10 protein-coding genes and 1 pseudogene are annotated in these 12,263 nt (G+C 59.1%); 6 read left to right on the top strand and 5 right to left on the bottom strand.

The genetic code is table 11. The annotated features are described in order from the left end of the window. Positions 1 to 8: 8 nt before the first annotated feature. On the bottom strand, positions 9 to 2,294 hold the full coding sequence (locus BVL55_RS10635) for an NADP-dependent malic enzyme (RefSeq protein ID WP_075996879.1): 2,286 nt from the start codon (positions 2,292 to 2,294) through the stop codon (positions 9 to 11). 28 nt (positions 2,295 to 2,322) lie between these two features. Continuing rightward, positions 2,323 to 3,567 (bottom strand): urate hydroxylase PuuD, encoded by a 1,245-nt coding sequence (locus BVL55_RS10630; RefSeq protein ID WP_075996878.1) that lies wholly within the window; start codon positions 3,565 to 3,567, stop codon positions 2,323 to 2,325. Between the two features lie 152 nt (positions 3,568 to 3,719). Here BVL55_RS10630 and BVL55_RS10625 point away from each other — a divergent pair, with 152 nt between their 5' ends. Next, complete coding sequence (locus tag BVL55_RS10625) at positions 3,720 to 4,625, top strand: LysR family transcriptional regulator (RefSeq protein WP_075996877.1); 906 nt, start codon at positions 3,720 to 3,722, stop codon at positions 4,623 to 4,625. Between the two features lie 12 nt (positions 4,626 to 4,637). Here BVL55_RS10625 and uraH read toward each other — a convergent pair whose 3' ends face one another. Further along, positions 4,638 to 5,009, bottom strand: coding sequence for a hydroxyisourate hydrolase (uraH, locus tag BVL55_RS10620; RefSeq protein WP_075996876.1), 372 nt, complete (start codon positions 5,007 to 5,009; stop codon positions 4,638 to 4,640). A 172-nt stretch (positions 5,010 to 5,181) separates the two neighbouring features. Here uraH and puuE point away from each other — a divergent pair, with 172 nt between their 5' ends. The 3 genes from puuE to BVL55_RS10605 all read left to right on the top strand — a co-directional run bounded on the left by puuE (position 5,182) and on the right by BVL55_RS10605 (position 8,836). Beyond that, the gene (gene puuE, locus BVL55_RS10615) at positions 5,182 to 6,579 is read left to right on the top strand and encodes an allantoinase PuuE (RefSeq protein WP_075996875.1); all 1,398 of its coding nucleotides are present in this window, start codon (positions 5,182 to 5,184) and stop codon (positions 6,577 to 6,579) included. 31 nt (positions 6,580 to 6,610) lie between these two features. Continuing rightward, positions 6,611 to 7,399, top strand: coding sequence for a bifunctional allantoicase/(S)-ureidoglycine aminohydrolase (locus BVL55_RS10610; RefSeq protein ID WP_244530486.1), 789 nt, complete (start codon positions 6,611 to 6,613; stop codon positions 7,397 to 7,399). Positions 7,400 to 7,477: 78 nt separating this feature from the next. Then, entirely contained in the window at positions 7,478 to 8,836 is a 1,359-nt protein-coding gene (locus BVL55_RS10605; protein ID WP_075996873.1) for a uracil-xanthine permease family protein, read from the top strand. A gap of 18 nt (positions 8,837 to 8,854) precedes the next feature. Here BVL55_RS10605 and BVL55_RS10600 read toward each other — a convergent pair whose 3' ends face one another. Further along, positions 8,855 to 9,346, bottom strand: a complete 492-nt coding sequence (locus BVL55_RS10600) for an ureidoglycolate lyase (RefSeq protein ID WP_075996872.1) — start codon at positions 9,344 to 9,346, stop codon at positions 8,855 to 8,857. A gap of 37 nt (positions 9,347 to 9,383) precedes the next feature. Then, a complete protein-coding gene (locus BVL55_RS10595) occupies positions 9,384 to 10,172 on the bottom strand; it encodes an extensin-like domain-containing protein (protein ID WP_075996871.1) in 789 nt (262 codons plus the stop codon). Positions 10,173 to 10,395: 223 nt separating this feature from the next. Here BVL55_RS10595 and BVL55_RS10590 point away from each other — a divergent pair, with 223 nt between their 5' ends. Together BVL55_RS10590 and hemA are read left to right on the top strand one after the other, a co-directional pair. After that, positions 10,396 to 10,833, top strand: coding sequence for a c-type cytochrome (locus tag BVL55_RS10590; RefSeq protein WP_075996870.1), 438 nt, complete (start codon positions 10,396 to 10,398; stop codon positions 10,831 to 10,833). Positions 10,834 to 10,996: 163 nt separating this feature from the next. Next, a pseudogene (gene hemA, locus BVL55_RS10585) lies at positions 10,997 to 12,210 on the top strand (5-aminolevulinate synthase). The last annotated feature ends 53 nt before the right edge of the window (positions 12,211 to 12,263 follow it).

Raw genomic sequence — 12,263 nt, 5'->3', positions numbered from 1 at the left:
GGGCACTTCTATGCGTAGTGCTGTACCGGGGTTCCGGCAAGGGCGGCGATGTTGACCAGCCCGCGGGCGGTGATCGAGGGTGTTACGATGTGGGCGCGGTTGCCCATGCCCATCAGGATCGGCCCCACTTCAAGCCCGTCAGCAACGGTCTTCACCGCATTGCGCACGGCGCTTGCCACTTCGGAGTTGGCAAAGACGAGCACATTGGCCTTGCCCTCGAACCGGGCATTGGGAAAGATGCGCTGGCGCAGTTCGGTATCAAGGGCAGCATCGAGCTGCATCTCGCCTTCATAAATGAAATTGCAGTCGGACCGGTCCAGAATGCCGATTGCCTCGCGCATGCGGCGGGCGGAAGCGGTTTCAAGATTGCCGAACTGGGAATTGGAGCACAGCGCGATTTTCGGCTCAATGCCGAAGCGGCGCACATGACGGGCGGAGGCGCGAACGATCTCGGCGATTTCGGCAGCCGATGCCTCGGGAAAGACCTGGGTGTCGGCAATAAAGAGCGGGCCGGAGTTCTGGATCAGCAGTGACAGTGCGCCGTTGGGCTGCAGTTCCTCGGTTTCCAGCATCTGCCTGACATAGCCCAGATGCCAGGAATACTGGCCAAACGTGCCGCAGATCAGGCTGTCTGCTTCCCCGCGATAAACCATCACCGCGCCGATGGCGGTGGAGTTGGTGCGCAACACCGCACGGGCAATGTCAGGCGTGACGCCGCGCCGCTCCATTACCGAGTGATAGGTTTCCCAGTATTCGCGGTAGCGTGTGTCGGCTTCCGGATTGACGATCTCAAGACGCGAGGAAAAGCTCCTGGGCAGACCGATGCTTTCGCTGCGGCGTTCGATCACCTCCGGGCGGCCGATCAGCACAGGCAGGTCTGTCGTGTCTTCCAGCATGGCAAAAGCTGCGCGGACAACCCGCTCGTCCTCGCCTTCGGCAAAAACGATACGCCGGTTGGCGGTGCGTGCCGCCTCGAAGACCGGCCGCATGATCATTGCGGAACGGAAGACCGCGGCCTTCAGGCTCTCCTCATAGGAAGGCAGGTCGCCTATTGGCCGGGTGGCGACGCCGGTTTCCATCGCCGCCTTTGCAACGGCACCGGCAACCACGTGCTGCAGGCGTGCATCGAAAGGTTTGGGAATGAGATATTCCGGCCCGAATTTCAGTTGTTCGTCGCCATAGACGGCCGCCGTTTCCGCTGTGCTGGTCATGCGGGCAAGCTGGGCAATGCCCTCCACACAGGCGATTTTCATCGCATCGTTGATTTGTGTCGCGCCGACATCCAGCGCACCCCGGAAGATGAATGGAAAGCACAGGACATTGTTGACCTGGTTTGGATAGTCCGACCGCCCGGTTGCAACAATGGCATCGGGCGAAACCTCAAGGACCTCCTCCGGCATGATCTCCGGCACCGGATTGGCAAGGGCAAAAACGACCGGCTTGTCGGCCATTGTTTTGACCAGCTCAGGTTTCAGCACGCCGGGGCCGGACAGGCCGAGGAACATGTCGGCGCCCTTGATCGTTTCAGAAAGATCTCGGTTCTTGCCCGGCTGGGCGTAGGCTTCCTTCTGGGGGTTCATGTCCTCCTTGCGGCCCTCGTGTACCAGGCCATGGATGTCGTGAAGCCAGACATTTTCGCGTTTGACGCCCATCTTCAGCAGCATGTTGAGGCAGGCGATGCCGGCGGCGCCGCCACCGGTGGAGACGATGGTGATGTCCTTGAAGTCGCGCCCGGTCAGATGCATCGCATTGACGGCGGCAGCGGCAACAACGATGGCCGTGCCGTGCTGGTCGTCGTGAAAGACCGGAATGCCCATCCGCTCGCTGCAGATTTTTTCGACGATAAAACAATCCGGCGCCTTGATGTCTTCCAGATTGATGGCGCCGAAGGTCGGCTCCAGCGCGATGACATGCTCGGCGAGCTTTTCGGGATCCTGCTCGTCGATCTCCAGATCGAAGCAGTCGATGTTGGCGAACTTCTTGAACAGAACCGCCTTGCCTTCCATGATCGGCTTGGAGGCAAGGGCGCCGATATTGCCGAGGCCGAGCGCGGCGGTTCCGTTGGAGACCACAGCCACCAGATTGGCCCGGCTGGTGAACCGGGCAGCATCAAGGGGGTTGTCGCTGATCGCAAGACAGGCTTCTGCAACCCCGGGGGAATAGGCGCGCGCCAGATCGCGCGGGCTGGCCATCGGCTTGGTGGGGCGGATTTCCAGCTTACCTGGCTGGGGGAACTCGTGATAATCCAGCGCCGCCCGACGGATGATGGATTGTGCGGCCTCGTCCCGGTCCAATTGCTTCCTCCCCTATCAGTTAAACCCGTCAGGAACCGCTTAGCGCACTTTGATACCAGTTTACCAGCAGCTTTCGTTCGCCCGGGCTCAAGGCAACGCCGAACCGGGCAGCCCCTGGCGGGGGCATGGCAGCGCTTCGGCCGGCCTGCAGATATATTTCGCGCGCCAGCCGGGAAATCTGGTTTTCGTTTTCCAGCAACACGCCTTTTGGCGGGACGATCAGGCCCTCCCAGCCGGGGATTTCCGCATGGCACATGGAGCAGCGCCCCTGCACCAGTTCAACCACTTGGGGGAAGGATTGGGTCGCAGCGAAGCGGTTTGAAGGGGCTGCGTTGTCTGCCTGGCTTGCTGTCTCCCGGTTGTCCGGCGCCAGGCTTGAAAGCCAGATGATTGCCAGGAAGAGCAGGGCAGTTGCCAGCCAGGTCCAGGTTGGGTCGCCGCTTCGTGCGTGCCTTGTATTGAAATAATGCCGGATTGTGACGCCCATCAAAAAAACCAGGGCGGCAATCACCCAGTTGTACTGGGTCGCAAAGGCCAGGGGATAGTGGTTCGACAGCATCAGGAAGATGACCGGTAAGGTGAGATAGTTGTTATGGGTGGATCTGAGCTTGGCGATCCTGCCATATTTGGGATCGGGTCTTCTGCCAGCCTTCAGATCGGCGACCACGATGCGCTGATTGGGCATGATGATGAAAAAGACGTTGGCCGACATGATGGTTGCGGTGAATGCGCCCAGATGCAGCATCATGGCACGGCCGGTGAAAATCTGGTTATAGCCCCAGCCCATGATGACCAGCAGGACGAACAGAAGCACCATCAGCAGGGTGGGCTTGCTGCCGAGACCGGATTTGCAGAGCAGGTCATAGACAATCCAGCCGATCGACAGGGATGCAGCGGAGATGGCGATCGCCTGCCACTGGGTGAGGTCGGCCTTGGCAGGGTCGATCAGGTACAGTCCGGCGCCGGCCCAGTAGACGATTGCCAGCAGCGCCGCACCCGACAGCCAGGTGGCATAGCTTTCCCATTTGAACCAGGTCAGATGTTCGGGCATTTCAGCCGGCGCGACCAGATATTTGCGGATGTGATAAAAGCCGCCGCCATGAACCTGCCATTCTTCGCCATGGGCGTCTTTGGGCAGGCTTTCATGCTGGCGAAGCCCCAGATCGAGGGCGATGAAATAAAAGGACGAACCGATCCAGGCGATGGCCGTTATGACGTGCAGCCAGCGTATGGCAAACGCCATCCATTCCCAAGCAACCGCATATTCGTACATGACGCCTCTCTTGATGGTTCCCGGCTTGATGGTTCCGGGGCCGGTGATCCAGCATGTTGGCCATGATGCCAAAATGCCAGCTTTTGCGCCTTGACAGAACCGCCGGCAGGTCCAAAGACTTTCAAAAAAATCGCAATAATCAGCAAATTACAATGGCATATGTAAGAAATCTCAAGACTTTTGTACGCGTATACGATCTCGGCAGCATGTCGGCCGCGGGCCGTGACCTGCGGGTTTCGGCGGCGGTTGCCAGCAGCCGCATCGCGGAACTGGAAAAACACCTCGGCGTTCGGCTGTTCAACCGCACGACGCGCACGGTGATGCCGACCGAACAGGGGCGGCTGTTCTACAAGGGGGCAATCAAGATCCTCGATACGATCGACGAGGTGGAGAGCGGCATTGCCGAAATTACCGCCAACCCCAAGGGCACCATTTTCGTTTCGGCCCCGCTCGGCATGGGAAAGCGGCTGATTGCGCCGCTGGTCCCTGCCTTCAAGGAGGAATATCCCGATCTGAACGTGCGCCTGCGGCTTTCCGACCGCAAGGTGGATGTGGCGGCGGAAGGCCTGGATGCGGCGTTCGTGCTGGGGCCGCTTGGCGATTCAGAGATGCGCATCAAACCGATCTATGAATTCGAGCGTGTCTTGTGTGCATCTCCGCGATATCTGGAGGCGCACGGCATGCCTCAAAGCGGCGAAGACCTCGTCGAACAGGGACACAAATGCCTGATGTTGCGCTTTCCCGGCACCAGTGAACATGCCTGGAACCTGCGCACCGGCAATGGCATCCGCAAATTCCCCTTCGCGGCGCCGCTCGAATCCGACGATGGCGACGTGCTGACGGCCTGGGCCCTGGCAGGCTGCGGCATCATCAACAAGCCGCGTTTTGAGGTGGCGCCCTATCTGGTTTCCGGCGAGCTGGTTTCGGTGGCAGAGGCGACACCGCCGACCGATCTTCCGTTTTCCTGCATTTATCCGCACAAACGCCTTCAGGATATGAAGGTAAGGCTGTTCATCGATTACATGGTGGCCGGCTGCAAACAGGCGTTGGGGCAGTAACGCAGGATGTGTTCAGCTTCCCCGGTAGGTCGAATAGCCGAAGGGCGATAGCAGCAGTGGCACATGGTAATGGGCGTTCGGATCGTCGATGCCGAAGCGGATCGGGATATCGTCCAGAAACAACGGCAGATCGCCGGAGGCGGCAAGTCCATGGGCGCGAAGATAGGTGCCGGCGCTAAAGACCAACTCGTAATGACCTGTGCTGAACGAGTCTTTCGGCAGGATGGGGGCGTTTGTCCTGCCGTCGTCATTGGTGGTTGCCGAGGCCAGTTTCTGGCGTGCGCCATCCTTGAGCCGGTAGAGGGTAATTTCGATGCCTTCGGCGGGACAACCGCGTGCAGTGTCCAGAACATGGGTGGTCAGATAGCCGTTATTGTCCGTCATGGATGATCCCTCTCACCTTCCGGTATTCGCCGGGCAGCGTGCGCACAAGTCAAGCACGCAGGCGGTAAGAACGAGCTTTAGCGTTTTTTTGAAAATCATGTAATGGAAAGAGGCTAAAACCAATGCCGAATGCCGCCGGGAGACGAGTTAGTTGAACCGCTATCGGAGAGATATGCTGGGCTATGGCGCAACGCCGCCCGATGCCGCCTGGCCAGGTGGTGCGGCAATCGCCTTGCAGTTTGTCGTCAATTATGAGGAAGGCGGCGAGAATTGCATTCTTCATGGCGATACAGCATCGGAAGCCTTTCTTTCAGAGATCACCAATGCACAGCCCTGGCCCGGCATGCGCCACTGGAACATGGAATCGATCTATGAATATGGTGCCCGGGCAGGTTTCTGGCGCTTGCACCGGCTGTTTGGCGGGGCAGGTATTCCTGTCACGGTGTATGGCGTTGCAACCGCATTGCTGCGCTCGCCCGAACAGGTCGCTGCAATGCAGGAGGCTGGCTGGGAAATCGCCTCCCACGGGCTGAAATGGATCGATTACCGCGAACACTCCCGCGAGGCGGAGCTTGCCGACATAAAGCAGGCGATTGCGATACACGAACAGGCTACGGGTGAAAAACCGCGTGGCTGGTATACCGGACGCTGCTCGGTCAACACCGTCGATCTTGTCTCGGAAACCGGACTGTTCGACTATGTCTCAGACTCCTATGCCGATGATCTGCCCTATTGGCGCCGCCATGGCGACCATGACCAGTTGATCATTCCCTATACGCTGGATGCCAATGACATGCGGTTTGCAATCCAGGCGGGGTTTTCCGATGGTGATGCCTTCTATACTTATCTGAAGGACAGTTTCGATGTGCTGTATGCGGAGGGGCAGGCGGGCAAGCCGAAGATGATGAACATCGGCCTGCATTGCCGCCTTGCCGGCAGGCCAGGACGGTTTGCGGCGCTGAAGCGGTTCATCGATTATGCCCGAGACCATGACGGCGTTTGGTTTGCCCGACGGATCGAGATCGCCGAGCACTGGAAGGCACAGCATCCGCCATGCAGACCGCCGATGGTTCCATGTGAGATGGCACGGGCGGCGTTTGTCGAGGCGTTCGGCGGGGTGTTCGAACATTCGCCGTGGATTGCCGAACGGGCGTATGATGGCGAACTGGGGCCGGCCAACGACACTGCGTGTGGCCTGCATGCAGCGCTTGCAGCGCAGTTTCGTGCAGCAACGCCCGAGGAAAGACTCGGGGTGCTGAAAGCCCATCCCGATCTTGCGGGCAAGCTGGCGGCAGCAAAACGGCTGACGGCGGAATCGGCCAGCGAACAGGCTTCCGCCGGGCTGGATTCCCTGACCGATGAAGAGCGCCATATGTTCACCGGGTTAAACGAAGCCTATGTGGAGAAATTCGGTTTCCCCTTCATCATTGCGGTCAAGGGATTGACCAAGGATACCATTCTCAAACAGTTCAAAACGCGCATCGACAACGATCGTGAAACGGAATTTGCCACCGCCTGCAAGCAGGTTGAGCGGATTGCGTTGTTACGCCTGAAGGATTTGCTGCCATGAGCAAGCCAACCTATGCAATGCCCCGGGCGGTGTGCCGCCACAGACCCAATTGCTGACAGGCCGTGCGGTATTCAAGGACGCCTATGCGGTAATTCCCCAAGGTGTCATGCGCGACATCGTTACCTCGCGGCTGCCGTTGTGGGAACAGACCAGGGCCTGGGTTCTGGCGCGGCCATTGTCCGGGTTTGCGGAAACCTTCGTACAGATGATTGTCGAGGTAGCGCCCGGCGGCGGCAGCGAAACGCCCGAGCCGGAGAAGGACGGCGAAGGCATTCTGTTCATTGCCGGCGGCGAAATCCGGCTTTCGGTGCAAGGTGCCATGCACACGCTGTCGCCCGGCGGTTATGCCTACCTGCCGGCAGGCTGCAAGTGGGCGATCCGCAATGATGCTGATGAAACGGCTACCTTTCACTGGATCCGCAAGCGCTATCAGGTAGTTGAGGGCATCGATCTTCCCGAGCCTGTGGTGACCCGCGAGCAGGATATCATCCCTGAATCTATGCCCGGCTCCGATGGCAAATGGCTGACCACGCGGTTTGTCGATCCGGCGGACATGCGGCACGACATGCATGTCAATCTCGTCACCTTCGAGCCTGGCGCGGTAATCCCGTTCAGCGAGACCCACGTGATGGAACACGGGTTGTATGTGCTGGAGGGCAAGGCGGTTTATCGGCTCAACGAGGACTGGGTGGAGGTTGAGGCAGGCGATTTCATGTGGCTGCGGGCCTTCTGCCCGCAGGCCTGCTATGCCGGCGGGCCGGGCAAATTCCGCTATCTTCTGTACAAGGATGCCAACCGCCACATGCCACTGGGGATTTAGGGGACAGGCCGGAGGCTGGGTCATTGACTCACAAGCAGGAGAGCCGGCGGCAATGAAGAAAAGAGGGAGGAAACGATAATGGCAACCGATTTGAACGCGCTCGGCACGCCCGAGCAATTGCGCGATCCGGACTACACGCCACCGCTCGCCAAGGCAGTGCCGCTGGGCATACAGCACGTACTGGCGATGTTCGCCAGCAATGTGACGCCTGCCATTATCGTGGCAGGAGCAGCCGGATTCGGTTTCGGCTCAAACTCTCCGGAGTTTCCAAATCTCATCTACATGATCCAGATGTCGATGTTGTTTGCCGGCATTGCGACCTTGTTCCAGACCATTGGTGTCGGGCCGGTAGGGGCGAGACTGCCCATCGTTCAGGGAACTTCCTTCGCCTTTCTGCCGATCATGATCCCGGCTGTGGCAGGTCTTGGCGCCGCCGGGCTTGGCGGTCTGATGACAGGGGTCTTGATCGGCGGCGTGTTCCATTTCTGCCTGGGCTTCGTGATCGGGCGTATCCGCTTCGCCTTGCCGCCGCTGGTTACAGGCCTCATCGTATTGATGATCGGTCTGGCACTGATCAAGGTCGGCATTCAATATGCCGCCGGCGGGGTGCCGCTGCTTGGAAAACCCGCATTCGGTTCGCTGGCGATGTGGATACCGGCGCTGGTGGTTGTTCTGGTGACCTTGGCGCTGAAGTTCTTTACCCGCGGCCTGGTTTCGGTGGCGGCTGTGCTGATCGGGCTGATCGCAGGCTACTTCGTCGCGCTGGCCATGGGGCAGGTGAATTTCGTCAATGTGGGACGGGCCGGCCTTTTCGAGGTTCCCGTGCCGTTCAAGTGGGGGTTTGAAATCAACTGGGCAATCATCATCGGCATGTGTCTGATGGCAATCATCTCGGCCATTGAAACCGTTGGTGACACCTCCGGCATCACCAAGGGCGGGGCAGGGCGCGAGGCAACCGACCGGGAGATAGAAGGGGCCACCTTCGCAGACGGTATCGGCACTGCCATCGCCGGGGTGTTCGGCGGTTTGCCGAATACCTCTTTCTCGCAGAATGTCGGCCTGATCTCGATGACGGGTGTGATGAGCCGCCATGTGGTGACGATCGGCGCGATATTCCTGATTGTCTGCGGCATGATCCCCAAGATTGGAGCGATCGTCTCCACGGTGCCGATCAATGTTCTGGGTGGTGGGGTTATCGTCATGTTCGGCATGGTTGCGGCCGCCGGTCTCAACATGCTGTCGGAAGTGAACTGGAACCGCCGCAACATGGTGATTTTCGCAACGGCGCTGTCGGTGGGATTTGGCCTGCAACTGGTCCCGGAAGCGCTTCAGCACATGCCAAGAACATTGCAGATTTTGCTGACATCCGGCCTGCTGCCGGCGGCAATCATCGCCGTTGTGCTCAATCTTGTCATCCCGCAGGATGACAGCGAATGAGCATCCATGCGCTCAGGATTACGGCAGTTTCACGAGCCATGGTTCGTCGAAGGCGAATTCCTCGAGGTTTTCGCCGGGGCCGACTCGGTCCACGACAAGAAAGTCGCCGGGTTCATCCAGCGGCGTGAGTACGCCATGCCACAGACCGGCAGGAAAACTCACGCCTTGCCCGGATTGCGTGACAAAGGCCGACGGCGTTCCCGGCTTTCCGGCCTCGTCGGGACACACAACGACCAGAAACGGCCGGTTGTGCAGGGGCATGAACGCCTGGCTGCCAAGGGGATGGCGCTCCACCATGGTGAGCCTTAGCGGCATGTCATAGGGTTTGCCGGCGAAGATGCTGATGGCAGGCCTGCCGCCTTCCGCGGCGTCGACGGGTGCAAGGTCGTGATGGCGGATGCACATGCCGTTGTTGATGTGGCGGACTTCGCTGTCCTTCTTTTCAATGACACTGCCGAAGGGCGCGAAGGCTTCCCGCGTCAGGGGCCTGGCGGTGATGGTTCGGGACATGGCGGCTACCTGGCTTTCATCGTTACGGTATACCGGGTTATTGTGCACCGGCATCGGGCAGATCGGGAAAATCGCAGAGCCGGTACCCGCCACGGCGTTCGGCGATGTCGAGATGCAGATGGTCGTTGTGGTTTGCATCGCTGTAGGGACCAAGCACGGTGGTGAAATGCAGGCAAGCGGCAAAGCGCACCGCCTTCTGATAGGCTTCCTGAGGGCGCCCGGTGCGCTGGCGCGGCTCAACCGCGATCTGTGTGCCGCCCTCAAAGAGGAAGGCCGAAATATCGATGGCCCTGCCAAGGGCATGTTCGGAGAGTTTTGCTGAAGGATTGTTGTTGCGCCCCCGGCAGACATAGCCCGAAGCGTTCCTCAATCCGGTGAGCGCCGGTTTTCCCGGCAGTTTTTCCGCATAGGGCAGGGCAGCGCCCTGAACCCAGCCCGACAGGGCAATGGCGGTCTCACAAGCAAGTATGGCTGGTGGCTGGATGGTGACGCTGCCCGCAATGGCGGTAATTTCATAGGGGGCGGCGATGCCGCAGCCATTCTCGCCACGGATTGCCTTGCGGCGGGTAAAGCGAACGCCAAGCGAGTGCATATGCTCTTCGCACTCGCGCAGGACGCTCTCATCGATTTTGCTATCGGCCGGGCTTTCCTCATCGCCTGATGCCGGTTTGGTTTGGGTGACGGGACCTTTCTCGATAGCCGGCCGTTTGGAAGGTACAGGAACCTCTGTGGCCATTGCTGGCGGTGCGGCCAGAAAAGCCAGTTCAAGAGCGGCTGCAAGCATCATGCAGGCGTAGATGGCAGTGGCGGGGCGGGCGGTCTTCATTTGACCCAAATCAAGGTGGCTGTGCTCCATGCGTCATAATGCATAGGCGCAATTTGGGCCAGAACATGGTTTAGAGCCCCCACGTTTCGTCAGAAACGGGGCAGTGATCTATTTCGCCGGCTATGTTCAAGCGTTCAGGTTTTCTGATGTTGTCAAAATCTGAATTGCCCTGGCATCCGCGGCCATAGATGCTGTATCCAATCAGTTTATCCTGGAGTGCAAGATGAAGCTTTCCCTCGTATCCGTACTGACCGCATTGATCGTCGCAGGTGGCGTTGGCTCGGCCCATGCCGATGGCGATGCCGCTGCCGGCGAAAAGGTATTCAAGAAATGCAAAGCCTGTCACGTGGTCGACAGCGACAAGAAAAAAGTGGGTCCAAGCCTGCAGAATGTAATGGGGCGCACCGCCGGCACCGTGGAAGGGTTCAAGTATTCCAAGGCCATGGTTGCAGCCGGTGAAGGCGGACTGGTCTGGAGTGCAGAGACGGTTGGCGAATACCTGAAGGACCCCAAGGGTTACATCAAGGGCAACAAGATGTCGTTTGCTGGCCTGAAGAAGGAAAAAGATGTTGCCAATGTGATTGCCTATCTCAAGCAGTTCTCGCCTGAAGCGGCCGGGGAAGAATCCGAAGCGGCCGAAGAAGGCGAGACAACGCAATAAGGATTGACTTGCCGTCCTTTGGCAGCAGAAATGTCCTGACCGTCCTGTCTGAACGGTGTGTAACCGGGCACAAATGCGGTCAGGACTTTAAGTTCAGGGCCTTCTGGGCTAGAAAAGAATATATATAAAAAGAAGAATATGTTGACGGGAGCACGGCAGGCCGATGGATTTTGAGGCGTTTTTCGGCGAAAAACTTGATGAACTTCAACACGATGGCCGTTATCGGGTTTTTGCCGATCTGGAGCGGCGCGCCGGCCATTTCCCCGGGCCTACCGCCATGTTGGCGAGGAAGTGCGGGAAGTAACGGTTTGGTGCTCCAACGACTATCTGGGCATGGGCCAGAACCCGCTGGTGATGGAAGCCATGAAGGAAGCCATCGATACCTGCGGGACCGGCGCAGGCGGTACGCGCAACATTTCCGGCACGAACCACACCCATGTTCTGCTCGAGAAGGAACTGGCGGACCTGCATGGCAAGGAAGCTGCCCTTCTGTTTACCTCAGGCTATGTCTCGAACTGGGCTTCGCTTGGCACACTCGCCGCGAAACTGCCGAACTGCGTGGTGTTTTCCGATGAGAAGAACCATGCCTCGATGATCGAGGGAATCCGCCATTCGCGAGCCGAGAAACACATTTTCAAGCACAATGACTGGAAGGACCTTGACGCCCGCCTGTCACAGGTCGAGCCGGGCCGCCCCATCATCGTCGCCTTTGAATCGGTGTATTCGATGGATGGCGATATCGCGCCGATTGAGGAAATTTGTGCAGTTGCGAAGAAGTATGGCGCTCTGACCTATCTCGACGAGGTGCACGCCGTTGGCATGTACGGGCCACGTGGGGGCGGAGTAGCCGAGCAGCGCGGCCTGATGGATCAGCTCGACATTGTCGAGGGAACCCTTGGCAAAGCCTTTGGCGTGATGGGCGGTTACATCACCGGTTCGGCCAGATTGTGCGACTTTATCCGCTCCTTTGCCTCCGGCTTCATCTTCACCACCGCACTGCCACCCTCACTTGCGGCCGGTGCGCTTGCCTCCATCCGCCACCTCAAGCAGTCCAGCGCGGAGCGTGAGGGCCAGCGCCGCAATGTTGCGAAGGTCCGTGCCGGACTGGAGCGCATGGGCATCCCTTACATGCCGAATGAAAGCCATATCATTCCGGTGATGGTTGGTGATGCCAAGAAGTGCAAATGGATATCCGATATTCTGCTGGAGCAGTACGGCATCTATGTTCAGCCGATCAATTACCCGACCGTTCCGGTAAAGACCGAGCGGCTGAGGATCACACCCGGCCCCCTGCACACCGATGAGGATATCGATCATCTTACCCGCAGCCTCAACGATCTGTGGTCGCAATGTGCCCTGGCCCGCCAGGTGGCATAAGGCGGCAGTTCAGCCATATGTGGTTTGCGACAGGCGGCTTTCGGGCGGCCATT

The sequence above is a fragment of the Salaquimonas pukyongi genome (genome assembly GCF_001953055.1).
In the GTDB taxonomy this organism is placed as follows: domain Bacteria; phylum Pseudomonadota; class Alphaproteobacteria; order Rhizobiales; family Rhizobiaceae; genus Salaquimonas; species Salaquimonas pukyongi.
Note: the sequence above shows the minus strand (reverse complement) of the source record. Positions and strands in the feature narration are given on the sequence as shown.

Bases quoted from the DNA above. Each gene is read 5' to 3' on its own strand.
- BVL55_RS10590 (WP_075996870.1), top strand. From the start codon at position 10,396: ATGAAGCTTTCCCTCGTATCCGTACTGACCGCATTGATCGTCGCAGGT.
- BVL55_RS10605 (WP_075996873.1), top strand. From the start codon at position 7,478: ATGGCAACCGATTTGAACGCGCTCGGCACGCCCGAGCAATTGCGCGAT.
- puuE (WP_075996875.1), top strand. From the start codon at position 5,182: ATGCTGGGCTATGGCGCAACGCCGCCCGATGCCGCCTGGCCAGGTGGT.
- BVL55_RS10630 (WP_075996878.1), bottom strand. From the start codon at position 3,567: ATGTACGAATATGCGGTTGCTTGGGAATGGATGGCGTTTGCCATACGC.
- uraH (WP_075996876.1), bottom strand. From the start codon at position 5,009: ATGACGGACAATAACGGCTATCTGACCACCCATGTTCTGGACACTGCA.
- BVL55_RS10600 (WP_075996872.1), bottom strand. From the start codon at position 9,346: ATGTCCCGAACCATCACCGCCAGGCCCCTGACGCGGGAAGCCTTCGCG.
- BVL55_RS10625 (WP_075996877.1), top strand. From the start codon at position 3,720: ATGGCATATGTAAGAAATCTCAAGACTTTTGTACGCGTATACGATCTC.
- BVL55_RS10595 (WP_075996871.1), bottom strand. From the start codon at position 10,172: ATGAAGACCGCCCGCCCCGCCACTGCCATCTACGCCTGCATGATGCTT.